This window comes from Pseudomonas sp. D5(2026), from assembly GCF_057766845.1.
Window position 1 is genome coordinate 1,983,585 of the sequence record NZ_CM173421.1, and the last position, 26,708, is coordinate 2,010,292.

General features: G+C 63.4%; 21 protein-coding genes. 4 read left to right on the top strand and 17 right to left on the bottom strand.

Going from position 1 to position 26,708, the window contains the following annotated elements; genetic code table 11:
- Nucleotides 1–2: 2 nt before the first annotated feature.
- From preA to hydA, 3 genes are all read right to left on the bottom strand, one after another.
- A complete protein-coding gene (preA, locus tag AC3B5Q_RS09000) occupies nucleotides 3–1,277 on the bottom strand; it encodes an NAD-dependent dihydropyrimidine dehydrogenase subunit PreA (protein WP_488392989.1) in 1,275 nt (424 codons plus the stop codon).
- Nucleotides 1,278–2,645, bottom strand: a complete 1,368-nt coding sequence (locus tag AC3B5Q_RS09005) for an NAD(P)-dependent oxidoreductase (RefSeq protein WP_319298519.1) — start codon at nucleotides 2,643–2,645, stop codon at nucleotides 1,278–1,280.
- 162 nt (nucleotides 2,646–2,807) lie between these two features.
- Entirely contained in the window at nucleotides 2,808–4,247 is a 1,440-nt protein-coding gene (gene hydA / locus AC3B5Q_RS09010; protein WP_103462312.1) for a dihydropyrimidinase, read from the bottom strand.
- A 343-nt stretch (nucleotides 4,248–4,590) separates the two neighbouring features.
- On the opposite strand from hydA, the gene AC3B5Q_RS09015 reads away from it, so the two are divergent.
- Together AC3B5Q_RS09015 and AC3B5Q_RS09020 are read left to right on the top strand one after the other, a co-directional pair.
- The gene (locus AC3B5Q_RS09015; protein WP_021782134.1) at nucleotides 4,591–6,108 is read left to right on the top strand and encodes an NCS1 family nucleobase:cation symporter-1; all 1,518 of its coding nucleotides are present in this window, start codon (nucleotides 4,591–4,593) and stop codon (nucleotides 6,106–6,108) included.
- A gap of 11 nt (nucleotides 6,109–6,119) precedes the next feature.
- Complete coding sequence (locus AC3B5Q_RS09020) at nucleotides 6,120–7,403, top strand: Zn-dependent hydrolase (RefSeq protein WP_488392990.1); 1,284 nt, start codon at nucleotides 6,120–6,122, stop codon at nucleotides 7,401–7,403.
- Here AC3B5Q_RS09020 and AC3B5Q_RS09025 read toward each other — a convergent pair.
- The 3 genes from AC3B5Q_RS09025 to nhaB all read right to left on the bottom strand — a co-directional run bounded on the left by AC3B5Q_RS09025 (nucleotide 7,400) and on the right by nhaB (nucleotide 10,909).
- Nucleotides 7,400–8,359 carry a ribonuclease Z gene (locus AC3B5Q_RS09025; protein WP_021782136.1) on the bottom strand — a complete coding sequence of 320 codons (960 nt, stop codon included), beginning with the start codon at nucleotides 8,357–8,359 and terminating at the stop codon, nucleotides 7,400–7,402. The genes AC3B5Q_RS09020 and AC3B5Q_RS09025 overlap by 4 nt on opposite strands.
- 87 nt (nucleotides 8,360–8,446) lie before the next feature.
- On the bottom strand, nucleotides 8,447–8,992 hold the full coding sequence (locus AC3B5Q_RS09030) for a lipocalin family protein (protein ID WP_021782137.1): 546 nt from the start codon (nucleotides 8,990–8,992) through the stop codon (nucleotides 8,447–8,449).
- A gap of 414 nt (nucleotides 8,993–9,406) precedes the next feature.
- Entirely contained in the window at nucleotides 9,407–10,909 is a 1,503-nt protein-coding gene (gene nhaB, locus AC3B5Q_RS09035) for a sodium/proton antiporter NhaB (protein ID WP_021782138.1), read from the bottom strand.
- Nucleotides 10,910–11,059: 150 nt separating this feature from the next.
- Between nhaB and AC3B5Q_RS09040 the strand changes: the two genes are divergently transcribed.
- Entirely contained in the window at nucleotides 11,060–11,872 is an 813-nt protein-coding gene (locus tag AC3B5Q_RS09040; protein ID WP_021782139.1) for a crotonase/enoyl-CoA hydratase family protein, read from the top strand.
- 36 nt (nucleotides 11,873–11,908) lie between these two features.
- The gene (gene nudC / locus AC3B5Q_RS09045; RefSeq protein WP_028697668.1) at nucleotides 11,909–12,739 is read left to right on the top strand and encodes an NAD(+) diphosphatase; all 831 of its coding nucleotides are present in this window, start codon (nucleotides 11,909–11,911) and stop codon (nucleotides 12,737–12,739) included.
- A 68-nt stretch (nucleotides 12,740–12,807) separates the two neighbouring features.
- Here nudC and AC3B5Q_RS09050 read toward each other — a convergent pair whose 3' ends face one another.
- From AC3B5Q_RS09050 to AC3B5Q_RS09100, 11 genes are all read right to left on the bottom strand, one after another.
- A complete protein-coding gene (locus tag AC3B5Q_RS09050; protein ID WP_021782141.1) occupies nucleotides 12,808–13,587 on the bottom strand; it encodes a TSUP family transporter in 780 nt (259 codons plus the stop codon).
- A 168-nt stretch (nucleotides 13,588–13,755) separates the two neighbouring features.
- Entirely contained in the window at nucleotides 13,756–14,586 is an 831-nt protein-coding gene (locus AC3B5Q_RS09055; RefSeq protein WP_028697667.1) for an alpha/beta fold hydrolase, read from the bottom strand.
- 173 nt (nucleotides 14,587–14,759) lie between these two features.
- Nucleotides 14,760–16,049: an NAD(P)/FAD-dependent oxidoreductase gene (locus tag AC3B5Q_RS09060; RefSeq protein ID WP_021782143.1), complete on the bottom strand. Its 1,290-nt coding sequence runs from the start codon at nucleotides 16,047–16,049 to the stop codon at nucleotides 14,760–14,762.
- A gap of 145 nt (nucleotides 16,050–16,194) precedes the next feature.
- Nucleotides 16,195–18,156 carry a DNA topoisomerase III gene (locus AC3B5Q_RS09065; protein ID WP_021782144.1) on the bottom strand — a complete coding sequence of 654 codons (1,962 nt, stop codon included), beginning with the start codon at nucleotides 18,154–18,156 and terminating at the stop codon, nucleotides 16,195–16,197.
- A 207-nt stretch (nucleotides 18,157–18,363) separates the two neighbouring features.
- A complete protein-coding gene (locus tag AC3B5Q_RS09070) occupies nucleotides 18,364–18,792 on the bottom strand; it encodes a GNAT family N-acetyltransferase (protein ID WP_003251237.1) in 429 nt (142 codons plus the stop codon).
- Nucleotides 18,785–19,951 (bottom strand): ribosomal protein uL16 3-hydroxylase, encoded by a 1,167-nt coding sequence (locus AC3B5Q_RS09075; RefSeq protein ID WP_021782145.1) that lies wholly within the window; start codon nucleotides 19,949–19,951, stop codon nucleotides 18,785–18,787. The genes AC3B5Q_RS09070 and AC3B5Q_RS09075 overlap by 8 nt, the downstream gene beginning before the upstream one ends.
- A gap of 81 nt (nucleotides 19,952–20,032) precedes the next feature.
- The gene (gene purB, locus AC3B5Q_RS09080) at nucleotides 20,033–21,403 is read right to left on the bottom strand and encodes an adenylosuccinate lyase (RefSeq protein ID WP_003251234.1); all 1,371 of its coding nucleotides are present in this window, start codon (nucleotides 21,401–21,403) and stop codon (nucleotides 20,033–20,035) included.
- A 216-nt stretch (nucleotides 21,404–21,619) separates the two neighbouring features.
- Nucleotides 21,620–22,246, bottom strand: coding sequence for a high frequency lysogenization protein HflD (hflD, locus tag AC3B5Q_RS09085; RefSeq protein ID WP_021782147.1), 627 nt, complete (start codon nucleotides 22,244–22,246; stop codon nucleotides 21,620–21,622).
- Nucleotides 22,243–23,367, bottom strand: a complete 1,125-nt coding sequence (gene mnmA / locus AC3B5Q_RS09090; protein WP_021782148.1) for a tRNA 2-thiouridine(34) synthase MnmA — start codon at nucleotides 23,365–23,367, stop codon at nucleotides 22,243–22,245. Before mnmA ends, hflD begins: the two co-directional genes overlap by 4 nt.
- Nucleotides 23,368–23,426: 59 nt before the next feature.
- A complete protein-coding gene (locus AC3B5Q_RS09095) occupies nucleotides 23,427–23,867 on the bottom strand; it encodes an NUDIX hydrolase (RefSeq protein ID WP_021782149.1) in 441 nt (146 codons plus the stop codon).
- A gap of 205 nt (nucleotides 23,868–24,072) precedes the next feature.
- Nucleotides 24,073–26,298: an NADP-dependent isocitrate dehydrogenase gene (locus AC3B5Q_RS09100; RefSeq protein WP_021782150.1), complete on the bottom strand. Its 2,226-nt coding sequence runs from the start codon at nucleotides 26,296–26,298 to the stop codon at nucleotides 24,073–24,075.
- Nucleotides 26,299–26,708 lie beyond the last annotated feature (410 nt).

Consider the following 26,708-nt stretch of genomic DNA (forward strand, 5'->3'; position numbering starts at 1 on the left):
CTTCAACTGGCCTCACGGTAGGGGTTACGCGGATCCTGCGTCCAGTTCAGGTACGGCTTGCTGGTATCCTGTGCCTCCATTTCGATGCAGTTTTCCACCGGGCAGGTGATCTGGCACAGGTTGCAGCCTACGCATTCCTCCTCGATCACACTGTAGGCATGCGTGCCGTCAGCCTTCAGCGTGCTGGCAATCGCCTGGTGCGAGGTGTCCTCACACGCAATGTGGCAGCGCCCGCAGCCGATGCACGCCTCCTGGTCAATGTGCGCCACCGACTTGTAGTTGATGTCCAGGTATTTCCAGTCGGTGGTATGCCCCACCGCCTGCCCGCGGAACGCCTCAATGTTGCGGTGCCCATGCTGATCCATCCAGCGCGCCAGGCCGTCCTGCATGTCCTCGACGATACGGAAGCCATGCAGCATCGCCGCCGTGCACACCTGCACGGCACCACTGCCCAGGGCCATGAACTCGGCTGCGTCACGCCAGTTGCCGATGCCGCCAATGCCACAAATCGGCAAGCCACGCGTTTCCGGGTCGCGGGCGATTTCCGCCACCATGTTCAAGGCAATCGGCTTCACTGCCGAACCGCAGTAACCGCCATGGGTGCTCTGGTCTCCGACAATCGGGTGGGCCACCATGCGGTCCAGGTCGACGCTGGTGATCGAGTTGATGGTGTTGATCAACGACACGGCATCGGCCCCGCCCCGGTGCGCGGCGCGGGCCGACTGGCGGATATCGGTGATGTTCGGCGTAAGCTTCACGATCACCGGCAGCGCGCAGTACGTCTTGCACCAGCGGGTGACCATTTCCACATATTCCGGCACCTGGCCGACGGCCGCCCCCATGCCGCGTTCCGGCATACCGTGCGGGCAACCGAAGTTCAGCTCGATGCCATCGGCCCCGGTGGCTTCCACCAGCGGCAGGATGAACTTCCACGATTCCTCTATGCACGGCACCATCAGCGACACGATCAATGCGCGGTCGGGCCAGTCCTTCTTCACCTGGGTGATTTCACGCAGGTTGATGTCCAGTGAGCGGTCGGTGATCAACTCGATATTGTTGATCCCCTGTACCTGACGGTTGGGGCCATAGTGCGCCGAGTAGCGCGACGACACGTTGACCGCTGCAGGGTCTTCGCCCAGGGTCTTCCAGACCACGCCGCCCCAGCCGGCCTCGAAGGCGCGGACCACGTTGTAGGCCTTGTCGGTTGGCGGTGCGGAGGCCAGCCAGAAGGGGTTGGGTGCCTTGATGCCGGCAAATACGATAGACAAGTCGGCCATTTACGCTGCCTCCACGTTGAGCATGAGTTGGGCATGGATGGCTTCGGCGGCCAGCTTGCCGTGTTGCACGGCCTGCACGGTAAGGTCCTGGCCCAGCGCGGTGCAGTCGCCGCCTGCGTACACGCCCGGCAGGCTGGTCTGCAGGTTTTCGTCAACGCGGATGCGCTCACCCTCGCGGGCCAGTTGCGCAGCCACCGGGTCATGGAGGCTGGCGTCGTCGAAGCGCTGGCCAATGGCCTTGAAGATCGCGTCCGCAGCCAGCTCAAAGGTTTCGCCGGTATCGCGCAGGCGGCCTTCCGCCAGTTCGGTGCGGGCAAAACGCATGCCGCGGACCTTACCGGCGTCATCCAGCAGCACGGCATCAGGGCGGGCCCAAGTGTGCAGGCGCACCTGGTTGGCCTTGGCGATGTCCTGCTCGTGGCCGGTAGCGCCCATGTCTGCCTGACCACGGCGGTAAACCAGGTTGACGTCGCGGGCACCCAGACGGCTCATCTGCACGGCCATGTCGATGGCCGTGTTGCCAGCACCGATCACCAGGCAGCGGTCGGCCAGCGGTAGCTGGCTCAGGTCATCGGCCTGGCGTAGCTCACGGATGTATTCGGTGGCGGCGAGCACGCCGGGGGCTTCCTCGTCGGGCAGGCCTAGCTGGCGCACGGCATTCAGGCCGAGGCCCAGGAACACCGCGTCGTACTGATCGCGCAGTTCGCCCAGGCTGAGGTTGCTACCCAGGCGCTGGCCATGGCGGACTTCGATACCGCCAATGCCCAACAAGAAATCCACTTCACGCTGGGCATAGTCGTCTACCAGCTTGTAGCGGGCGATGCCGTACTCGTTGAGGCCGCCGGCTTTGTCGCAGGCCTCGAACACCACCACGTCATGCCCGTGCATGGCCAGGCGGTGGGCGCAGGACAGCCCTGCCGGGCCGGCGCCGACCACGGCGATACGCTTGCCGGTGGCTGCCGAGCGCTTGAACGGGTGTGCGCTGAACTGGGCGTTGTCCAGGGCGTAACGCTGCAGCTGGCCGATCAGCACCGGTGCGCATTCCTGGGCGTTATTGCGCACGCAGGCTTGCTGGCAGAGGATTTCGGTGGGGCACACGCGGGCGCAACTACCGCCAAGAATGTTGGCCGAAAGAATGCGCTCGGCAGCACCTTGCAGGTTCTCGTCACTGATGCGGTGTATGAACGAGGGGATGTCAATCTCGCTAGGGCAAGCGTTGACGCAAGGGGCGTCGTAGCAGTACAGGCAGCGTGCACTTTCCAGGGCGGCCTGGCGCGCGGTGAGGGGTGGGGCCAGATCGCTGAAGCGCTCGGCCAACTGGTCGGCGCCGGCCCGGGGGCGCGGCAAATGGTTCAGGGCGTCGATCACGGTTGTAGCCTCTCTATTTTTATGGTGCAGGCGACAGGTATTGCGGTGGATTCTGGGGGTGCTGCGCGGCCCATCTCGACGCGAGGCCGCTCTCACAGGCGATCGCGGTCCTTGTGGGAGCGGCCTTGTGTCGCGATGGACTGCACAGCAGCCCCAATGGCTTCAGCGCTGAACTGGCATCGGCCGCTGATGCTCGGCCCGGCGCCCCAGCACCTCATACACTGACGGGTACGCCGGCCGTTCCACATAGCGCCCCGCGCCCGGTTCGGCACGCAGGTCGCCATCGGCCCAGAGCACCTTGCCCTGGCTGATGGTGTGGCTTGGGATGCCGCGCACGGTGCGGCCTTCGAAAATGTTGAAGTCCACCTGCTGGTGGTGGGTTTGGGCGGAGATGGTGCGGGTGCCCTGCGGGTCCCACAGCACCAGGTCGGCATCGGCACCCACGCGGATAGCGCCCTTGCGCGGGAACAGGTTGAAGATTTTCGCCGTATTGGTAGAGGTCAGCGCGACGAATTCGTGCATCGACAGGCGCCCACTGTTGACCCCAGCATCCCACAGTACCGCCATGCGGTCCTCGATGCCGGCGGTGCCGTTGGGGATGCGGCTGAAGTCGTCGCGGCCCATGGCTTTCTGTTCGGCGCAGAAGCAGCAGTGGTCGGTGGCGGTGGTGTGCAGGTTGCCCGACTGCAAGCCGCGCCACAGCGCCTCCTGGTGTTCGCGTGGGCGGAACGGCGGGCTCATCACATAACCGGCGGCGGTGGCCCAGTCCGGGTCACGGTAGACACTGTCGTCCAGCAGCAGATGGCCGGGCAGCACCTCGCCATACACCGGCTGGCCCTTGCCTCGGGCATAGGCGATTTCATCCAGTGCCTCGCGGCTGGAAATGTGCACCAGGTACAACGGCGTGCCGAGGGTTTCAGCAATGCGGATGGCGCGGCTGGCCGCTTCGCCTTCAACCTGCGAGGGGCGCGACAGCGGGTGGGCTTCCGGCCCGGTCATGCCCTGGGCGAGCAGTTTTTTCTGCAGGTGGTACACCAGCTCGCCGTTCTCGGCATGCACGGTGGGCACCGCGCCCAGTTGCAGGCAACGCTCGAAGCTGGCCACCAAGGTATCGTCGGCGGCCATGATCGCATTCTTGTAGGCCATGAAATGCTTGAAGCTGTTCACCCCGTGCTTGGCCACCAGCTCGCCCATCTCTTCGGCCACCTGCTCGCTCCACCAGGTGATGGCGACGTGGAAGCCATAGTCGCTGGCGCTTTTCTGCGCCCAGCCACGCCAGGTGTGGAAGGCCTCCAGCAACGACTGCTGCGGGTTGGGTATGACGAAGTCGATGATCGAAGTGGTGCCGCCTGCCAGGCCCGCAGCGGTGCCGCTGAAGAAGTCCTCGCTGGCTACAGTGCCCATGAACGGCAACTGCATGTGGGTGTGCGGGTCGATGCCGCCGGGCATCAGGTACTGGCCGCTGCCGTCGAGGATCTCACAGTCGGTGGGTGGTTCGAGGTTTTGCCCGATGGCACGGATCAGGCCATCGGCACACAGGACATCGGCGGGGTAACTCTCTTCGTGGGTAACCACGGTGGCGCCACGGATCAACAGGGACATGCCGTTTTCCTCGCAGGCTGACCGGTTTTGGCCGGTTCTTTGCATTGTCATGGATGCCAGGGAGGGCAGGGCGGTCAATCCTGTCAGTCCTGACAAGATTCGAGGCTAGATGCTGATTCTGGATTCAGCAAGAAAATTTTCCCATTAATTTTGTGGTTTTTAACTAATTGATATTAAAGGGATTAATTAAGTGTGCATGCGGAGGCAGGGGCTTTAAGGGTAATTGACTGGCTTGACAAGATGAAAATCTGGTCGAGATTTCTATGCACATTCCGCGTGCGAACTCCGGTCATCGAATCAGCCTGATGAGCGAAAAATAGAAGAAAAAACTGGAGAAGGGCCTATGCAACAGAGCAGATCGGAAGTGGTCGAGCAAGATGGCCTGTTCGAGCTGTCCGAGGGCAGCGATGTCCTCGACAGCCCGCGCTACAACCCCGACATAGCACCGACCAAGGTGCACCAGCGCACTTGGAACAAATGGCACATCACCGCCCTGTGGGTGGGCATGTCCATCTGCGTACCCACCTACACCCTCGGCGGCGTGCTCACCGCCTACTTCGGCCTCAGCGTTGGCGAAGCGCTGCTGGCGATTCTGCTGGCCAACGTTATCGTGCTGATACCGCTTACCCTCAATGCCTTTCCCGGTACCAAGTACGGCATCCCGTTTCCGGTGCTGCTGCGTTCGTCGTTCGGCATTCTCGGCTCCAACGTACCGTGCCTGATCCGCGCGGTGGTGGCCTGTGGTTGGTTCGGTATTCAGACCATGTTCGGCGGGCTGGCCATTCACCTGTTCCTGGGTTCGGTGTTCGACGGCTGGAAGGCGCTGGGCGGGACGGGCGAGGTGATTGGCTTCATGATCTTCTGGTGCCTGAACCTGTGGGTGGTACTGCGCGGCGCCGAGTCGATCAAGTGGCTGGAAACGCTGTCGGCACCGCTGCTGGTGGCGGTGGGCATCGGTCTGCTGTTCTGGGCCTTGCCACACATGTCGATGACCGAACTGCTGGCCCAGCCGCCCAAGCGCCCGGAAGGGGCGAGCATGGTCAGTTACTTCTGCGCAGGGCTCACGGCCATGGTCGGCTTCTGGGCCACATTGTCACTGAACATTCCCGACTTCAGCCGCTACGCCCGCAGCCAGAAGGACCAGATTCTCGGGCAGATCTTCGGCCTGCCGCTGACCATGTTCCTGTTCGCTGCGCTGGGTGTGGTACTGACCGCCGCGTCGGCATCACTGGTGGGTGAGACGGTGTCCGACCCGGTCAGCTTGATCGGCAAGATTCAAAGCCCCTTCTGGGTGGCCCTGGCCATGGCGCTGATCGTGATCGCCACGCTGTCGACCAACACTGCGGCGAACATCGTGTCGCCGACCAATGACTTCCAGAACATTGCCCCACGCCTGATCGGGCGAAGCCGCGCGATATGGCTGACCGGCTTTATCGGCCTGGCGCTGATGGGGCATGAGCTGCTGAAGAAGCTAGGCCTGATTGTCTCCGACCTTAGCCTGGAGAGCGTGTACTCCAACTGGCTGCTGGGCTATTCCAGCTTGTTGGGGCCCATTGCCGGGATCATGGCGGTGGACTACTTCCTGATCCGCCGGCAGAAGCTGGACCTGGCCGGGCTATACCGCGACGACGTGTATCCCGCGTGGAACTGGGCCGGTTTTGCCGCCTTCGCCTTGCCAGTAGGGCTGACGGTAATGGCGATTGGCAACAGCAGTTTCAGCTGGTTCTACGACTACGGCTGGTTCACCGGCTCGTTGCTGGGCGGTGCACTGTACTACGTGCTTGGCGGTATGGCGGTACGCAGTCCTGTGGTAGCGGGCGTGCCCGCCAAGCGCCCTGAACAGACAACAAAAAAAGCCTGAAGGAGAAACCCGTGACCCCCGTCAAAGAGATCCTGAAGACCAACGCCCATCACGTCGACAGTACCCGCCTGTGGCAATCGCTGATGGACCTGGCCCGGCTCGGCGCCACCGCCAAGGGCGGTGTCTGCCGCCTGGCCTTGACCGACCTCGACCGCCAGGCCCGCGATCTGTTCGTGCAGTGGTGCGAGGCGGCCGGTTGCTCGGTCAGCATCGACGCCGTCGGCAACATATTCGCCCGCCGCCCGGGCCGTAACCCCAAGCTGCCGCCGGTGATGACCGGCAGCCATATCGACACCCAGCCCACCGGCGGCAAGTTTGATGGCTGCTTCGGGGTGATGGCCGGGTTGGAGGTGATCCGCACCCTCAACGACCTGGGCGTGGAAACCGAAGCGCCGCTCGAAGTGGTGGTGTGGACCAACGAAGAAGGTTCACGTTTTGCGCCGTGCATGATGGGTTCAGGGGTGTTCGCCAGCAAGTTCACCCTGGAAGAAACCCTGGCCAAGCGCGATGCCCAGGGAGTCAGCGTTGGCGAAGCGTTGAACACCATTGGTTACGCCGGTTCGCGCGCGGTGTCGGGGCACCCGGTGGGGGCGTATTTCGAAGCGCATATCGAGCAGGGGCCTATCCTTGAGGACCAGGCCAAGACCATCGGCGTGGTCCTCGGCGCCCTGGGCCAGAAGTGGTTCGACCTGACCCTGCGCGGTGTTGAAGCCCATGCCGGCCCTACGCCCATGCACCTGCGCAAGGACGCCCTGGTGGGCGCAGCCGCTGTGGTGGAGGCGGTCAACCGCACGGCGCTTGCCCACCAGCCCCACGCCTGCGGCACGGTGGGTTGCCTTCAGGCGTACCCGGGCTCGCGTAACGTGATCCCGGGCGAAGTGCGCATGACCCTGGACTTCCGCCACCTCGAGGGCGAGCAGTTGAATGCGATGATTGCCGATGTGCGCGAGGTGATCGAGGCGACCTGTACCAAGCATGGCATGAGCCATGAGCTGGTGCCCACGGCCGACTTCCCGGCGCTTTACTTCGACAAAGGCTGTGTCGACGCCGTGCGCGAATCGGCCAAGGCGTTGGGCCTGCCGCACATGGACATCGTCAGTGGAGCGGGGCATGACGCCATCTTCCTGGCCGAGCTGGGGCCGGCGGGGATGATTTTCGTGCCGTGCGAAAACGGCATCAGCCATAACGAAATCGAGAACGCCACGCCTGATGACCTGGCGGCAGGCTGTGCGGTGCTGTTACGGGCGATGCTGGCGGCGTCGGAGGCAATTGCCAGCGGGCGGCTGGCGGCCTAACCACTGGCCTCAAGACAGCCGTTACGGCCAAGGTAATAGCGCTGCAGGTCCTGCGCCAGGGTCAACTGCCCGCTGTAATGGGCGAGGGCCTCGTCGCGCACGTTGTCGATGTGCGGGCTGCGCCGTGGATCGTTCTGGTAGCGGGCGCTGAAATGCGTCAGTACCAGGTTGCGCACGCCAGCGGCCTCGGCAAGGCGTGCCACCTCCGCGGCGGTGCTGTGGCCGAACGTGCCCCCGGTGCGTTCGGCTACCGCCTGGGTGAAGGTGGCTTCGTGCACCAGTACATCCGCACCCTTGGCAACGGCTGCCAGCAGTTCTGGTTTGTCGTTGTCCCCGCACACGATCACCCGCCGTGGCGGGCGCGAAGGCCGCAGGTAGTCATTGCCGTTCAGCAGCTGCCCGTTGCACGTCACGGTCAACCCCTTGGCCAGCTCACCCCACAGCGGACCACGCGGTATGCCCTCGGCTTCCAGGCGCTGGATGTCCAGGCGGGGCTCCGGGTTGGTTTCGGTGAATACGAAACCCACGCTGGGCACCCGGTGCGACAGTTGCACGGTGGTCACCTGCAGGGTCTCGCTGCGCCATGCGCTCAACGTTTCCACGGGCAACAGGCGCAGCTCGAACGGCAGGAAGGTGTCGCTGGCAAGCAGGCCCTGGCGTACCCAGTCGTGCAGTGCGGCGGGCAGGATCACTTCCAGCGGCTGGGTGCGCCCGCTCATGCCCGCGCTGGCCAACAGGCCGGGCAGGCCGAAGCAATGGTCACCATGCACGTGGGTGATGAAGATCGCGCGCAGGTCACGGACCGAAAGCGGGGTGTGTAGCAGCCGGTGCTGGGTGCCTTCGCCACAATCGACCAGATACCAGTGGCTGCCACTGGCTTCGATCACGGCTGTGGCGCTGACATTGCGTGCCTTGGTGGGCACCCCGGCGGAGGTGCCGAGGAACAGCAGGTCCATGCTCAGGGTCCTGTTTCAGGCCAGAAGTGGCCAAGGTGATACGGGGCGCACACCTTAGCCGGATTGCCGCCCGCCGTCGACGGTCTGCTAGTTGGCCTGTCGCCAGATGAGCTTGCTGGTGTCATAACCTTGCTCCCGGGCGATTGTCAGCAGTTGCTCGCGCTGCTGGTCGGTGACTGCTGGCGTGCGCGAAAGCAGCCACAGGTACTCGCGGTTGGGGTGGCCGACCAGTGCCACGCGGTAGTCCTTGTCGTGGTACAGCACCCAGTACTCGCCCTTGGTCAGGCCCGGTGCCAGGCGGCTGAACCAGTTGTCGAAGCGCACCCACAGCTTGTCGGTGCTGCCTGGCTGCTGGAGCTCGGCAATACCCTTGGCTTCATTCCACTGGCCGTCCTTTTCCTGGCAGCGGTTGGTGACGTCGATACGGCCGTCCTCGCGCAAGCCGTAGCGCGCCTCGGACTTCACGCAGTTGCGTTGGAAGAACATCGGCAGCCGCGCCAGTTCGTACCAGGTACCCTGATAGCGCTGCAGGTCCACCTGCTGGGTGCGCGGCGGTGCCGGGTGATCGTTGCCGGCGCAGCCGAGCAGGGCCAGGGTCATGCAGGAAAGCAGCAGTGTCGTGCGCAGCGCCATGGGTGACCTCCTTGGAGTGGATGGGGCTTACTTGGGGTTTGATGCGTTCGCGGGGCAAAAGTTGTGTGGGAGTGGGGCATGTCATTAAATTGCATTGTGGCTGCGGGGGCATGTCTCAAGAGTCATTTCGACCGTGAGATCGAGCGCCGCCCGCGCGGCGCATCGCGAGCTGCGCTCGCTCCTACGTTCGTTTCGGGCCAATTATTCCTGGGGCAGAGGCGCGCGCCCGCCTCGATATTGTGTGGAACAAACAAGGCGGTCGCGCGCGCTGGTGCAGGCAATACTGGCCCGAAACAAACGTAGGAGCGAGCGCAGCTCGCGATGCGCCGCGCGGGCGGCGCTCGATCTCCCAAACAACATCCTCCTAAAGGCATGCACCTCCAAACTGATGCACCTCGCGCCAAACAGAGCACCTCACAGCCAGTACGTCACCGCCCACCACCCCAACCCGCCCATCACCACGGTATAGGGCAGCGCCATCCACACCATCCGCCCGTACGACAGCCGAATCAGCGGCGCAATGGCCGAGGTCAGCAGGAACAGGAACGCCGCCTGGCCGTTCGGCGTCGCCACGCTTGGCAGGTTGGTGCCGGTGTTGATCGCCACTGCCAGTGTTTCGAAATGCTCGCGGCTCATGCTGCCATCGAGAAATGCCTGCTTCACTTCGGTGATGTAGATGGTGGCAACGAACACATTGTCGCTGATCGCCGACAGCAAGCCGTTGGCCAGATACAGCATGCCCGGTTGCTGTTCGGTCGGCAGCGTCAGTACCCAGCTGATCAATGGGCTGAACAGCTGCTGCTGATGAATCACCGCGACCACGGCGAAGAACACCACCAACAGCGACGTGAACGGCATGGCGTCCTGGAAGGCACGGCCCAGGCGGTGCTCGTCGGTGATGCCGGTGAAGGCCGTGATCAGCACGATCACCATCAGGCCGATCAGGCCGACCTCGGCCACATGCAGGCCCAGGCAGATGATCAGGACCAGTGCGGCGAGCCCTTGTACCCACAGCGCGATGCGCTGGGCCTGGGTACGCGCGGCATCGTCTTCGGCCGCATAGGCGGTCAGCACCTGGCGCACCGGTTCGGGCATCAGCGTGCCGTAGCCGAACAGGCGCACTTTTTCCAGCAGCACGCAAGTCACCAGACCTGCACCCAGCACTGGTAGCGATACGGGCGCCACCTTGAAGAAGAAGTCGACGAAGTGCCAACTCATCTCGTGGCCGATCAGCAGGTTCTGCGGCTCGCCCACCAACGTGCAGACGCCGCCCAGGGCGGTACCCACAGCGCCATGCATCAGCAGGCTGCGCAGGAAGGCGCGGAACTGGTCGAGGTCTTCACGGTGCAGTTGCGCAACGTGGTGGTCGCTGTCCAGTGCGCTCTCCTCGCGCGGGTTGGCCCCGGACGCGACGCGGTGGTACACCGCGTAGAAGCCGACTGCGGCGCTGATGATCACCGCAGTGACTGTCAGCGCATCAAGAAACGCGGAAAGAAACGCCGACAGCACGCAAAACAGCAATGACAGAATGGCCTTTGAGCGCACCCCAAGCAAAATGCGTGAGAACAGGAACAGCAGCAGTTCTTTCATGAAGTGGATGCCGGCGACCATGAACATCAGCAGCAGGAGTACCGGGAAGTTGTGCTGCAGTTCCTCGTACAGCGCCTGCGGCGTGGTCATTTGCAGCAGCATGGCTTCGATCAGCAACAAGCCACCGGGCATCAACGGGTAGCATTTCAGGGCCATGGCCAAGGTGAAGATGAACTCAAGCACCAGTGCCCAGCCGGTCGCAACCGGGCCAATGGTTACCAACAACAGCGGGTTGAGCACCAGAAACAGGCAGATGACCACCTTGTACCAAAACGGCGACTTGCCCAGGAAACCGTGGGCGAGAGCGCCGGTCAGGGGGCGTGACATAAATATGTATCCTTATAATTCAGCGATGGCGCACGGTGCCGGATCTGCGCGTCTTAGGCAAGGTGTGCAGTCCCGTTTTTGGCACAAGTACGGCCATTGGGCTGGGTTACCATCGGTGGCATGAACCTTTTACCCACAGGAGTGCCGCCCGTGACCGAGTACAGTGCATTCAAGGTCGAACTGACCGATAGCATCGCCCACGTTCAAATCAACCGCCCGGAGAAGGTCAACGCGATGAACGCGGCTTTCTGGGAAGAGATCCTCGACATCTTCCAGTGGATCGATGACACCGATGCCGTGCGTGCTGTGGTGATCAGCGGTGCCGGCAAGCATTTCTCCGCCGGTATCGACCTGATGATGCTGGCTTCGCTGGCCGGGCAGATGGGCAAGGACGTGGGCCGCAATGCACGCTTCCTGCGCAAGACCATCCAGCGGCTGCAGGCCTCGTTCACCGCCGTGGACACGTGCCGCAAGCCGGTGCTGGCGGCGGTTCAGGGCTATTGCATTGGCGGGGCCATTGACCTGATCGCCGCCTGCGACATGCGCTACTGCAGTGTTGATGCGCAATTCTCGATCAAGGAAATCGACATGGGCATGGCTGCCGATGTTGGCACATTGCAACGTTTGCCACGCATCATCGGCGACGGCATCATGCGTGAGCTGGCGTTTACCGGGCGCAATGTCGAGGCTGACGAGGCGTTGCGTATCGGCCTGGTCAACCGAGTCTATGATGATCAGGCCGCTCTGATGGACGGCGTCTTTGCCATCGCCCGCGAGATAGCCGCAAAATCGCCGATCGCTGTGGCCGGCACCAAGGAAATGCTCAGCTACATGCGTGACCATCGCATCGACGATGGCCTGGACTACATTGCCACCTGGAACGCCGCAATGCTGCAGTCCGAAGACCTGCGCGTGGCTGTGGCGGCGCACATGAGCAAACAGAAACCGACGTTCGCCGACTGATCGGGCCGGGGGACGCGCAGTAAAGGAACCCCCGACATGTCAGCACGCTGGACTACCGCAGTACTCGACCCACAGATGACCGGGGGGCTGGCCGTGGCCCGCAGCCCTGAAGGGTTTCTGGTGGACGCCAACGGCGCGCTGTTCCCCCGCGACTGGCTCAAGCGCCAGGACCTCGACGTGCTGTGCGAACACGGCATCGGCCACTTTGACGGCCAGCCGGTATTTTTGCTGGAACTGCGCAGCGCCACCGATGTGCCCGGCTGCAGCTGGCGCGGCCTGCGTGCGTTCATGCTCGAAGGCGACTCCGACACCTACAAGGTGCTGGGCTATGCCGCACAAATCGGCACCTGGGCCCGCGAGCACCGCTTCTGCGGCAGTTGCGGCCAGGCGATGACGCAAATTCGCTGGGAGCGGGCGATGTACTGTCAGCCCTGCGACCTGCGCAGCTATCCGCGTATTTCACCCAGCATGATCGTGCTGGTGACCCGCGGCGATGAAATCCTGCTGGCGCGTTCGCCACGCTTCGTCACCGGGGTGTACAGCACCTTGGCAGGTTTTGCCGAGCCGGGTGAGTCGGCCGAAGACTGTCTGGTGCGCGAAGTGCGTGAAGAAGTAGCGGTGGAGGTGCAGAACATCCAGTACGTCGGCAGCCAGTGCTGGCCGTTTCCGCATTCGATGATGCTCGGTTTCCATGCCGAGTACGCCGGTGGCGAGATTGTCATGCAACCGGACGAGATCGAGGACGCCAAGTGGTTCAGCGTTCACGACCTGCCGCCGCTGCCGGCGGGGCGGTCCATTGCCCGGTACTTGATCGATCTGTATGTTGCGCGGCGGCTGGGCTGTGATATCCCTGCTTTCCCGTCCTAGCTGCAGTGAACAATGTGCTCCGACTAGGCGCCGGGCGCAGGCAATGGTCATTCCATTGCCAAAGCCGCTCAGGCCTGCCCGAACCAGTGTTGCCACGCTAAGCGCACGGTCAACGCCAGCACCACGGTGATGAACACCGGGCGGATGAACTTGCTGCCACCGCTGATTGCCGTGCGTGCGCCGAAAAAGGCGCCGACCATCACCGACAGGCCCATGCACAGGCCAACGATGTAGTCCACCTGCCCGGAAATGATGAATACCGTCAGCGCCGCGATGTTGCTGACGAAGTTCATGCTGCGCGCCACGCCGCTGGCGCGTACCAGGTCGATGGGGTACAGCAGCAGGGTACTGACGGTCCAGAACGCCCCGGTACCCGGTCCGGCCACGCCGTCGTAGAAGCCCAGGGTGAAGCCTTGCGGCACTTGCCACTTTTTCCTGATCGGTGCATCGGCATCCAGCGGTGCCTTGGGCGTGCCGCCGAACAACAGGTAGATGCCACAGGCGAAGACGATCACCGGCAGCATCTTGTTCAGCCATTCGGCTGGCATGTAGTGGGCGATGACGGCGCCGAGCAACGCCCCGGTCAGGGTGGCGAACAATGCCGGGCGCCACTGCGCCGGATGGAACAGTTTGCGTTTGTAGTAAGTGAAACTTGCGGTGGCCGAGCCGAAGGTGGAACTGAGCTTGTTGGTGCCCAGCACCAGGTGCGGCGGCATGCCGGCAGTGAGCAGGGCCGGGGTGGTGAGCAAACCGCCGCCACCGGCGATGGCATCGATGAAACCGGCGACGAAGGCGACCAGGGCCAGGATCAGCAGGGTGAGGGGTTCTACGGTAAGTTCGAAGGGCATGGAGTTTTGGCAGGCAGGGAGGCAAGGAGGCGGCAAAGTGCCGCACTAGAAGGGAAGCATGGTAATCCTGGGGAAGGTGTGTTGCCAGTACCGGCCCTTTCGCGGGTAAACCCGCATAATCCCGTAGTAGCAGGTTCACCCGCGAAAGGGCTGGTACTGGCGAACACATCAACTACGAATAAACGCCAGCAAATCCGCATTGATCACATCGGCATGGGTGGTCGGCATGCCATGCGGGTAGCCTTTGTAGGTTTTCAGCGTGCCATTGGGCAGCAGCTTGGCCGACAGCACCCCGGAATTCTCATACGGCACGATCTGGTCGTCGTCGCCGTGCATCACCAGCACGGGCTGCTTGATGCCCTTGAGGTCCTCGGTGAAATCGGTCTGGGAAAACGCCACGATGCCATCGTAATGGGCCTTTGCACTGCCGATCATGCCTTGGCGCCACCAGTTGCCAATGATGCCTTCGCTGGCTTCGGCCCCAGGGCGGTTGTAGCCGTAGAACGGCCCTGCTGGCACGTCCCGGTAGAATTGCGCCCGGTTGCTGGCAACCTGGGCCTGGAAACCGTCGAATACCGACTTGGGCAGGCCACCGGGGTTGCCGGGGGTTTGCACCATCAAAGGGGGTACGGCCGCGATCAGCACGGCCTTGGCCACCTTGTCTTCAGGGTGCCGAGCCATGTAGCGCACCACTTCGCCGCCGCCGGTCGAGTGGCCGACATGCACGGCGCCCTGGGTGCCCAGATGGGCGACCACGGCGGCTACGTCGTCGGCATAGTGGTCCATGTCGTGGCCGTCCCATACCTGGCTGGAGCGGCCATGGCCCCGCCGGTCGTGGGCGACCACGCGGTAACCCTGGGCGAGGAAGAACAGCATCTGCGCGTCCCAGTCATCGGCACTGAGCGGCCAGCCGTGGTGGAAGTGGATCACCGGCGCATCGCGCGGGCCCCAGTCCTTGTAGAAGATCTGTACACCGTCCTTCGTGGTTACATAGCTCATGGTCGTGTCTCCTGGGTGCAGGAAGCGAAGGGAGCTATTGAGAATAGGAGGAATTTTGGCGGGTATCAGGAAGTTGTATTGCCTGTGCGGGCCTCTTCGCGGGTGAACCCGCTCCTACACTGTGAGGTCCCTTTCACCCGCGAAGAGGCCCGCACAGGCAATCCTGATGCCCTTCAGACACGGTCGCGCATGCGGTACCAGGCTTTTGCCGCAGCTTCCAAAGGCGCAGCCAGCAGGTCGCCGCCGGGGAAGCGGCCGTTGTCGATGCCTTGGTACAGCGCCAACAGGTCTTCATCGCCGAGAATGGCATCGCTGACCGCACGCGCCGCCGCCAGGGTCGGCAGTACGCCATGACCGGAGAAGCCCTGCAGCCAGTAGCGCTGGCCCTCGCGACCGACGTCCGGGGTGCGCTTGATGCTGCAATCGATGTGGCCGCCCCAGGCATAGTCGATTGCCACCCCGGCCAGTTGCGGGAACACCCGCTCCAGGTACGGGCGGGTGGCACTGGCGACGTCCTTGGGAATGCCGCCCAGGTAGGTGCAGCCACCGCCGAACAGCAGGCGGTGGTCCGGAGTGAGGCGGAAGTAGTCGGGTACGAACTGGTTGTCGATCACGCAACTGTTGCGAGGTAATAGCGAATGGGCAAAGTCGGCATCCAGAGGCGCAGTGGCTACCTGGTAGGAACCGACGGGCAACAGGCGGCGCGACAGGCCCCGGTCAAGGCGGTCGATGTAGGCGTTGCAGGCCAGCACCAACACCTGGCAGCGAACTTCGCCACGGTCGGTGCGGGCGACATAGCCGTCGCGAGCCTGCTGGTAGCTGAGCACCTGGCTCTGTTCGTAGATTCGCCCGCCAGCAGCCTCGATGGTACTGGCCAGGCCCTGCGCCAGTTTCAGCGGGTTGAGGTGGGCACCTTTGGCGTCGTACAGCGCGGCCTGGTAGCGCGGGCTGTCGATCCATTGCGGCAACTCGTCACGGCCGATCAGGCGCAGGGCGTCGTAACCCCATTTATGCTCGGCATCATGCAAGGCCTCTTCGAGCATTTTCACCCGGCGCGGCAATACCGCAGTCCACAGGCTGCCCTGCCGGTAGTCGATGTCGAAGCCGTGGCGTTGGGGCAGTTCGCGCATCTCGTCGGCGGCCCAGCACATGCTGGCCCATAGCCGTTGGGTACGTTCGAGGCCAAGGGCCTGCTCCAGCGGCGGCATGTCGCACGACCAGCCCAACAGCGCCTGGCCACCGTTGCGACCGGAGGCCGCCCAGGCAACCCGGCTGGCTTCCAGCAGCGTTACGCGTTTGCCGGCCAGGGTCAGGCGCAGGGCAGTGTGCAGGCCGCTGAAACCGGCGCCGATGATCAGCACGTCGGTGTCCTGGGGGCCTTGCAGGGTAGGGCGTAATGGGATGTTGGCGGGGTAGGTCTGGGCGTAGTAACTGGCGACGTGCTGGGCGGATTGTTTGAACATGCCGGGTTTCCGTGAAAATTATTGTGTTTATTTTCATGAAAAGTTAGCAGTTAAATTTCACGCTGCCAATGTGTTGGTCGGGTTTTGTGGTTTGCCTGTTGTTAATGTGTTGCCTGGGCTGGCCTCTTCGCGGGTGAACCCGCTCCTACAGGGGGGCTCGCTTTTTTCGCGCCTGGCGTGGCTTGCTTGGGGTCGCCTTGCTTCCAGTCGCTTTGCTCTTCCCGCCACCGCGACGTTTCTTTTTCCAGGGCGGGGCCGCCCCGGCCGCTGGCCCGCTGATGGTCATGCGCATGCCGCTGCAACGCTCGACCAGCTTGCCCATCCACGCCGACTGCCGGGCAACGAACTCTTCCAGGGGCATCTCGCCGCTTTGCACCATGTCCAGCGCCTGCTCCCAGATTGCCGTGGTGCCGGGGTCGGCAATGGCCCGGGGAACGGCGTCGATCAGGCTGAAGGCCGCAGGTGTGGCCGACAGCGCCTTGCCGTTCTTTACCAGGTAACCGCGGTCGAGCAGACCCTGGATAATGCTGGCGCGGGTGGCTTCGGTGCCGATGCCGGTGGTTTCCTTGAGCTTCTGCTTCAGCCGAGGGTCATCCACCAGCTTGGCCACGTTTTTCATCGCTTTGATCAGGTCGCCTTCGGTAAACGGCTTGGGCGGCTGGGTCCACAGGTCTTTCAGTTGCAGGCCGTGTACGCTGCAGTCCTGGCCTTCGCGCAGCGCTGGCAGCACCTGGGCCGGTGGTGCCTCGCGGCCTTTGGCCGGGGTCAGCGCCTCGGGCAAGGCGCGGCGCCAGCCCGGCTCGACAATCTGTTTGCCCACAGCACGCAGCGCATGACCGGCGCAGTCGAAGTCGGCCTGGGTGCGGTCGTACTCATGGTTGGGCAGGAACTGCGCCAGATAGCGGGCGCGGATCAGGGTATACACGGCCTTGTGCTTGGCCGGCAGGCGCGAAGGGTCGCTGGCGGCGGCGGTGGGGATGATGCCATGGTGAGCGCTGACTTTGGCGTCGTTCCACGCCCGCGAGCGGCGTTGCGGCTCCAGGTAGGGCTGCAGCGGCGCCAGGCTGGCATCGGCCCGTTGCAGGGCAGCGAGGATGGCAGGTGCCTCGGCGTGCTGGCTTTGTGGCAAATAGCCGCAATCGCTGCGCGGGTAGGTGATCAGCTTGTGGGTTTCGTACAGTGCCTGGGCAATGTCGAGGGTTTCCTGGGCGCCGAGGCCGAACTTTTTCGAGCACAGCTCCTGCAGGGTGCCAAGGTCGAAGGGCAGTGGTGCAACTTCGCGCACACGCTCGGTCGCTACCTTTACCGCTCGGGCAGTGCCGGCATGGCTTATATCGGTGGCGGCCTGCTGTGCCAGGCCTTGCTTCAGGCAGCGGCCTTGGTCATCGCAGGCGTCTTCGGGGGCGCGCCATTGGGCATTGAAGCGTTGGCCGGCGTGTTCCAGTTGTACATCGATGGCCCAGAACGGCACCGGCACGAAGTCGGCGATGCTGCGGTCGCGGTCGACCACCAGGCGCAAGGTGGGCGTTTGCACGCGGCCTACCGGCAGCACACCCTGGTAGCCGGATTGGCGGCCCAGCAGGGTGAACAGCCGGCTCATGTTCATGCCGATCAGCCAGTCGGCGCGGGAGCGGCCCAGCGCCGAGTGGTACAGGTTGAACGTCTCGTGGCCTGGCAGCAGGCGTGCCAGGGCTTTGCGGATGGAGGCGTCGTCCAGCGCCGACAGCCACAGGCGCTGCACCGGACCTCGGTAGCGGCAATGCTCGACCAGCTCGCGGGCAATCATTTCGCCTTCGCGGTCGGCGTCGGTGGCAATCACCAGCTCCCGCGCTTCACCGAGCAGGCGCTTGACCGCCTTGAACTGGCTGGCGGTCTTGGGCTTTACCAGCATCTTCCATTTGTCTGGAATGATCGGCAGGTCAGCCAGGTTCCAGCGCTTGTAACGTTCGTCGTAGCTGTCGGGCGGGGCGGTTTCCAGCAGGTGGCCAATGCACCAGGTGACGCAGATATCGGTGCCTTGCCAGCAGCCGTCGCCTTTGCGGTTGGCGCCGAGCACTTTGGCGATGTCTTTTGCCTGGGAGGGTTTTTCACAGAGGAACAGGCGCATGGCCGGGACGCTTTATCGGGGTGGTGGGCCATAGGATGCGCAAGCGGGGGCGCGGAGGCAAGTTTTATCTGGATGGATGTACAGGTTTTTGTCAGGAGAAGTGTCTTTACCTGTGCCGGCCTCTTCGCGGGCAAGCCCGCTCCCACATGAATCGTATTCCCATGCAGGAGCGGGCTTGTCCGCGAAGCGGCCAGTGCAGGTTACGGATCAGGCGCGTGAGTCGCGCACCATGTCCACATGCGGGATGCCAGCTTCGAGGAATTCCTCGCTGACTACGCGAAAGCCCAGCCGCTCATAGAACGGCGTGGCGTGTACCTGGGCGCTGAGCATCTGTTGTTTCAGGTCGCGGTTCTGCGCTTCGACGATGACCGCATTGACCAACGCATCGCCAACCTTCAGGCCACGCCAGTCCTTGAGCACCGAGATGCGCCCGATGGTACCGTCGGCCAGCAGGCGCGCAGTACCGATTGGATAGTCGCCTTCCAGGGCCAGGAAGTGCAGGGCGTCCTGATCTTCCGAATCGAACTCCAGCTCTGGCGGAATGTGCTGCTCGGCGACGAACACGGCTTCACGGATACGGCGGATGTCGGCGTTGTCTTTGTGCCAATCGGCGAGGCGAACGCTGATCTTATTCATTGGCGAATCCCAGGCTCCCTTGTTTGACCAGCTGCTGTACCAGCATAAGGCCATCTTCGTCCTGCAGCCACTCGGCCAGGTTGTCGATGTGCAAGGCGTCGGCCGCGCATACCAGTTTCAGCAGCTCTCGCAGTTTGCCGGGCAGTGGGCAACTACGGCCGCTGGCGAACAGCAGCAGGTCATTTTCGAATTCGGACCAGGCCAGGCGTGCGCTGGGGTTGCGGATCAGGATGGCGCCCTGCTCAAGAGCGTCGATCAGTTCTTCCTCGCTCAGCTCTTCGCCAACGATCTGCTCGGGGTAGCGCGGCTCGGTCATGAACTGGCCGAACCAGGTCAGCAGCAGGTCCTTGTCGCCCATGTGCTTGTCGAGCAGCGCCTTGAGGCGGTCGAGGGCATCGTGCTGGATCTGGTGCGGGTCGCTGACCGGCTGGGCGTCGGCGTCGCTGTAGCGCTCTTCGTCGGGCAGGAACTGGCCGAGGAAGTCGGTGAAGTGGGTCAGCACTTCGGCAGCGCTCGGTGCGCGGAAGCCGACCGAGTAGGTCAGGCAGTCATCCACGGCTACGCCGTAGTGGGCCAGGCGCGGTGGCAGGTAGAGCATGTCGCCGGGCTCCAGGGTCCACTCTTCACTCTGCTCGAACTCGGCCAGGATACGCAGGTCGGCGTGCTCCAGCAGCGGGCTGTCACTGCTGCACATCTGGCCGATCTTCCAGTTGCGCTGGCCGTGGCCTTGCAGCAGGAACACATCGTAGTTGTCGAAGTGCGGGCCGACGCTGCCACCCGGGGTGGCGAAGCTGATCATCACGTCATCAATACGCCAGCTGGGCAGGAAGCGGAAGTTTTCCAGCAGTTCGGCCACTTCCGGAACGAACTGGTCAACGGCCTGTACCAGCAGTGTCCAGTCTTTTTCCGGCAGTTCGGCGAAGGTGTCTTCGCTGAACGGGCCGCGGCGCAGCTCCCACGGGTGCGCGCCGTGTTCCAGCACGATACGCGACTCGACTTCGTCTTCCAGGGCCAGGCCGGCGAGTTCATCGGGGTCGATCGGGCTGATGAAGTCCGGGAAGGCCTGGCGCACCAGCAGCGGCTTCTTCTGCCAGTAGTCGCGCATGAATTCGCGGGCCGAGATGCCGCCGAGCAGCTGCAGTGGAGTATCAGGATTCATGTTCAACCTATTGAAAAAACGTAATTTTCGTACGGGAATAAAAACGCCCGGCCAGGCCGGGCGTTGTACGCGACGCTCAGCTTAGATGCGTTTGGCCTGGGCTGCCGCGTTACCGATGTAGGTAGCGGGGGTCAGCTGCTTGAGCTCGGCCTTGGCTTCGGCTGGCATGTCCAGGCCGTCGATGAAGGTCAGCAGCGCTTCTGGGGTAATGCCCTTGCCACGGGTCAGCTCTTTGAGCTTCTCGTAGGGGTTTTCGATGTTGAAGCGGCGCATCACGGTCTGGATCGGCTCGGCCAGCACTTCCCAGCAGGCGTCCAGGTCGGCGGCGATGCGAGCTTCGTTGACTTCCAGCTTGCCGATGCCTTTCAGGCTGGCCTCGAAAGCGATCACGCTGTGGGCAAAGCCCACGCCCAGGTTGCGCAGCACGGTGGAGTCGGTCAGGTCACGCTGCCAGCGCGAGATCGGCAGCTTGCTGGCCAGGTGCTGGAACAGCGCGTTGGCGATACCCAGGTTGCCTTCGGAGTTTTCGAAGTCGATCGGGTTGACCTTGTGCGGCATGGTCGACGAGCCGATTTCGCCGGCGACGGTCTTCTGCTTGAAGTAACCCAGCGAAATGTAGCCCCACACATCACGGTCGAAGTCGATCAGGATGGTGTTGAAGCGGGCGATGGCGTCGAACAGCTCGGCGATGTAGTCGTGCGGCTCGATCTGGGTGGTGTACGGGTTGAACTGCAGGCCCAGTTCGTCTTCGATGAAGGCGCGGGCGTTTTCTTCCCAGTCGATCTGCGAGTAGGCCGACAGGTGGGCGTTGTAGTTGCCCACGGCGCCGTTGATCTTGCCCAGCAGCGGTACGGCGGCAACCTGGGCGATCTGGCGCTCCAGGCGATACACGACGTTGGCCAGTTCTTTACCCAGGGTGGTCGGCGAAGCTGGCTGGCCGTGGGTGCGCGACAGCATTGGCACTTCGGCGTGGGCGTGGGCCAGGGCGCGGATGGCGTCGGCGACCTGGCGCATCAGCGGCAGCAGCACTTCGTCGCGGCCGGCGCGCAGCATCAGGGCGTGGGACAGGTTGTTGATGTCCTCGCTGGTGCAGGCGAAGTGGATGAACTCGCTGACCTTGGCCAGCTCAGGCAGCTTGGCGGCCTGCTCCTTGAGGAGGTATTCAATGGCCTTGACGTCGTGGTTGGTGGTGCGCTCGATTTCCTTGACGCGCTCGGCGTGCTCCAGCTTGAAATCGTTGGCCAGGCTGTCCAGCAGGGCGTTGGCTTCGGCGGAGAACGCCGGCACTTCGCCGATTTGCGGGTGGGCGGCCAGGCGCTGCAGCCAGCGCACTTCGACCAGAGCGCGGAAACGGATAAGGCCGAATTCGCTGAAAATGGGGCGCAAGGCCTGGGTTTTGCCGGCATAACGGCCGTCTACAGGGGAAACCGCAGTGAGCGAAGAAAGCTGCATGGGGTGTTCTCGGACAGTCAGGCTTTTGGAAGGGCGCATATCATACATGAAAAATGCGCCCAGGTCGGGTGGCTGACCAAAGGTCGGCCCAAATTTGGATCGGGTGGCAGACCCTGTGGGAGCGGACATGCCCGCGAACACCGGCGTAGCCGGTGCCATACACCGCGTCGCCTGCTTCGCGGGCAAGCCCGCTCCCACAAAGGGCAGTGCAGCCCGTCAGCTGGGGCTGCGCATCATGTCGTACAGTTCGTTCAGCAACTTGCGCCGGCTGAACACCAGCTGCCAGCGGTGCCCGCCCAGCTGCCGCCACAGTCGCGCGGCGCGGATGCCGGCCAGGAGCAGGGCGCGGATCTTCGAGGCGTTGTTGGGCTGCTGCAGGAAGCGCATGTCGCCGTGCACCTGGATGCGCTGGCGCAAGGTGCTCAGGGTGTCCTGGTACAAAGCTCCACTGGAAGCGATGACGTTTTCGTGAACCAGGCCGAAATGCTCGGCCTGCGACTGGATTTGCGGCAGGCGGTTGCCGATGGTGTCCAGCAGGTCGCCACGCTTGTTCAGCTGGCGCTCCAGGCCCAGCATCGACAGGGCGTAGCGCAGCGGCTCACGTTGCAGGCTGTTGGGGTCGCGCTCAAGGGCGCCGATCAGCGCTCGGTAGCCGTCGCGCAGGTTCAGGTCGTCACCGCCGAACACCTCCAGGGTGTCCTTGGGGTCGCGCACCAGCAGGCTGCCCAGCATGCAGCCGATATTGGCTTCACTGGCCTGGCCGGTGCGGGCGATGCGGTCGACCAGCACGGCGGCCTGGAACACACCACCCAACGCAATCAGCTGTTCCTGCAGGTTGCTCATGCGCGCGGGCTCCACGGCTCGGCAGCCTCGATCACGCCGCCGCCCAGGCACACTTCACCATCGTAAAACACCACGGACTGGCCAGGGGTAACGGCGCGCTGAGGCTCGTCGAACACGGCGCGGTAGCCGCTGGCGGTGCGCTCCAGGGTGCATCGCTGGTCGCTCTGGCGGTAGCGCACCTTGGCAGTCAGCTGACGTGGGTTGCCGAGGTCGACCGGGTTGACCCAGAAAATCTCCGAGGCCAGCAGGGCACGGGAGAACAGCCATGGGTGCTCGTTGCCCTGGCCGACCACCAGCACGTTGCGAGCCAGGTCCTTGTGCAGCACGTACCACGGTTCGTCACTGGCATCCTTCAGGCCGCCAATGCCCAGGCCCTGACGCTGGCCGATGGTGTGGTACATGAGGCCATGGTGGCGGCCGATCACTTCACCTTCGGTGGTTTCAATATCGCCCGGCTGGGCCGGCAGGTACTGCTTGAGGAAGTCGCTGAAGCGGCGCTCGCCAATGAAGCAGATGCCGGTGGAATCTTTCTTCTTGGCCGTGGCCAGGCCGTGTTTTTCGGCAATGGCACGCACTTCGGGCTTTTCCAGTTCGCCGACCGGGAACAGGGTGCGGGCAATTTCCTGGCCGCCGACGGCGTGCAGGAAGTAGCTCTGGTCCTTGTTCGGGTCCAGCCCCTTGAGCAGTTCGGTGAGTGCGCCAGTATCGCGGCGGCGCACGTAGTGGCCGGTGGCGATCAGGTCGGCACCCAGCGACAGGGCGTAGTCGAGGAACGCCTTGAACTTGATTTCGCGGTTGCAGAGGATGTCGGGGTTGGGGGTGCGGCCAGCCTTGTATTCCTCAAGGAAGTGCTCGAACACGTTGTCCCAGTATTCGGCAGCAAAGTTGGCGGTGTGCAGCTTGATGCCGATACGGTCGCACACGGCCTGGGCGTCGGCCAGGTCTTCACGGGCGGTGCAGTATTCGGTGCCGTCGTCCTCTTCCCAGTTCTTCATGAACAGCCCTTCCACCTGGTAGCCCTGCTCGATGAGCAGAAGGGCTGAGACGGAAGAGTCCACGCCGCCGGACATGCCGACGATGACGCGGGTCTTGGCGGGGTCTTTAAGTGCTGGGCTGGTCATGGGTACCGGTGTGTATCAAGGGGGAAAAACGCCGATTCTATCAAACCCGTGGCGCCGCGTCAGTCGCGTAGCAGGTCGAGGCTGTGCAGCGGGCCGTTGAGATAGTCATCCAGGCAGCGTGGCACCAGCTCGCTGCGCCAGCGGGTTGGGTCGGCCAGCAGTTCGTCGCGGGTCAGCCACACGGCGCGGACGATGTCGCTGTCCAGTGCCAGGTCGGCATGATGGCACACGGGGCGGGCGGCGAAGCAGACGCGCTGGTAGGTCACGCCGTTGCTGGGGGCGGTGTACAGGTAGATGCCGACCACACCGGTCAGCTCGACTTCCCAGGCGGTTTCTTCCAGGGTTTCGCGCAGGGCGGCCTGGGGCAGGGTCTCGTTGGGCTCGAGGTGGCCGGCAGGCTGGTTGAAGACGTGCTGGTTGGCTTTGAACTCCTCGACGAAGAGGAACTTGCCTTCGTGCTCGACGATGGTCGCTACGGTGATGTGGGGTTGCCAGGTCATTTGCCATGTCCTTTCAGGTTGCCGGGACCGCCTTGCGGTCCTTCGCGGGCTCACCCGCTCCCACAAGGTGCAGCGCAGGTCTCACAAACTGCACCTCTCCTGTGGGAGCGGGCTTGCCCGCGAAGGGCCGCAGAGCGGCCCCATTTCCCAGAAAGCACAAACCCCGGTGCGTGGCCGGGGTTTGTGCTGTTACTTCAAGCGAACCTTACAGGGCAGCAATTGCGCTGTTCAGGGTCTGGCTTGGGCGCATCACCTTGGCGGTCAGCTCGGCATCCGGGGCGTAGTAGCCGCCGATGTCGGCTGGCTTGCCCTGAACGGCGTTGAGCTCGGCGACGATGGTCGCTTCGTTCTCTGCCAGGGTTTTGGCCAGCGGTGCGAAGCGTGCCTGCAGGGCAGTGTCGTCCGACTGAGCAGCCAAGGCCTCGGCCCAGTACAGGGTCAGGTAGAAGTGGCTGCCGCGGTTGTCGATGCCACCGACTTTGCGCGACGGCGACTTGTTGGTGTCGAGGAACTTGCCGGTAGCCTGGTCCAGGGTGTTGGCCAGAACCTTGGCGCGCGGATTGTCGTAGGTGTTGCCCAGGTGCTCCAGGGAAGCGGCCAGGGCCAGGAATTCACCCAGCGAGTCCCAACGCAGGAAGTTTTCTTCAACCAGCTGCTGTACGTGCTTCGGAGCCGAACCGCCGGCGCCGGTTTCGAACAGGCCGCCGCCGCTCATCAGCGGCACGATCGACAGCATCTTGGCGCTGGTGCCCAGTTCCATGATCGGGAACAGGTCGGTCAGGTAGTCGCGCAGCACGTTGCCGGTCACCGAGATGGTGTCCTTGCCTTCGCGGATGCGGGCCAGGGAGAACTTGATGGCATCGACCGGTGCCAGGATGCGGATGTCCAGGCCGGTGGTGTCGTGATCTTTCAGGTACTTCTGCACCTTCTCGATCATGACGCCGTCGTGGGCGCGGGCCGGGTCCAGCCAGAACACCGCCGGGGTGTTGCTCAGGCGGGCACGGTTGACGGCCAGCTTGACCCAGTCCTGGATCGGTGCGTCCTTGGTCTGGCACATGCGGAAGATGTCACCGGCTTCAACGTTTTGCTCCAGTACCACGTTGCCCTTGCCATCGACCACGCGCACGACGCCATCGGTGTTGATCTGGAAGGTTTTGTCGTGGGAGCCGTACTCTTCGGCCTTTTGCGCCATCAGGCCAACGTTCGGCACGCTACCCATGGTGGTCGGGTCGAAGGCACCGTTGGCCTTGCAGTCTTCGATGGTGGCCTGGTAAATGCCGGCGTAGCAGCGGTCCGGGATCACGGCCTTGGCGTCTTGCAGTTCGCCTGCGGTGTTCCACATCTTGCCCGAGTCACGGATCATGGCCGGCATCGAGGCGTCGACGATCACGTCGCTCGGCACGTGCAGGTTGGTGATGCCTTTGTCGGAGTTGACCATGGCCAGGGCCGGGCGCTCGGCGTAAAGGGCCTGGATGTCGGCTTCGATCTCGGCCTGCTTGTCGGCTGGCAGGTCCTTGATACGGGCGTACAGGTCGCCGATACCGTTGTTGGCGTTGAAGCCTACTTCGGCCAGGGCAGCGGCGTGCTTGGTCAGCACGTCGTTGTAGAATTCTTCGACGATGACGCCGAACATGATCGGGTCGGAGACCTTCATCATGGTGGCTTTCAGGTGCACGGACAGCAGCACGCCGGCGGCCTTGGCATCGGCGATCTGCTCGGCGATGAAGGCTTTCAGGGCCTTGCGGCTCATGGTGGCGCAGTCGATGACTTCGGCGGCTTTGACGGCGGTCTTTTCTTTCAGCACGGTGGTGCTGCCGTCTTTGCCGACCAGCTCGATGCGCAGGCTGTCGTCAGCTTCGATCAGTGCGGCTTTTTCGCTGCCGTAGAAGTCGCCCTGGGTCATGTGGGCAACGTGCGACTTGGAGTCAGCGGCCCAGGCGCCCATCTTGTGCGGGTGCTTGCGGGCGTAGTTCTTGACCGACAGCGGCGCGCGGCGGTCGGAGTTGCCTTCGCGCAGCACTGGGTTCACGGCGGAGCCCTTGATGCGGTCGTAGCGGGCACGGGATTCTTTTTCTTCCGCGGTGGCCGGCTCGTCGGCGTAGTCAGGGATGTTGAAGCCCTTGCCTTGCAGTTCCTTGATCGCGGCTTTGAGCTGCGGTACCGAGGCGCTGATGTTCGGCAGCTTGATGATGTTGGCTTCAGGGGTGGTAGCCAGCTGGCCCAGTTCCGCCAGGTGATCGCCTACTTGCTTCTCTGCGCCCAGTTGCTCCGGGAAGGCGGCAAGGATACGGCCAGCCAGGGAAATGTCGCGAGTTTCGACAGCGATGTCAGCCGAAGCGGTGAACGCTTCGATGATCGGCAGCAGCGAGTAAGTGGCGAGGGCGGGGGCTTCGTCGGTGAAGGTATAGATGATCTTGGAACGGGTGGGCATGCGGGTTAACTCTCTGTGTGCTGAGCGTGCTCGAGTCTCGTGGTGCGCAGGGTAGGCGCATCGCCCTGGCAGCGCCATGAGCGGAAAGTCGAGAGGCTGCGAGCGGTGATGGTGGATGCATCAGTCGAGCGTCAAGTGCTGGGGTGCGGTAACAACCCAGGCTTAGTGGCCATTCATGGCCTAGGGCGGTCCGCATTTTCCTGGGATTCGCCCCGATGACCCTTCGGTCGCGGCGGAGTATACCAAACCATTTGGGCTAATCAGCAAGGCCAAGTGATATCGGCCCATTTATAAGACCAAAGACTAAGCGGCAATGTGGCGGGTTGTCGCATGCCTTGCAGGTCGGCAGATGTGGTTTAGGCTCAGTGGATCGCACGATGTCCAAACCACACCCGACAGCGGAGTAGTGC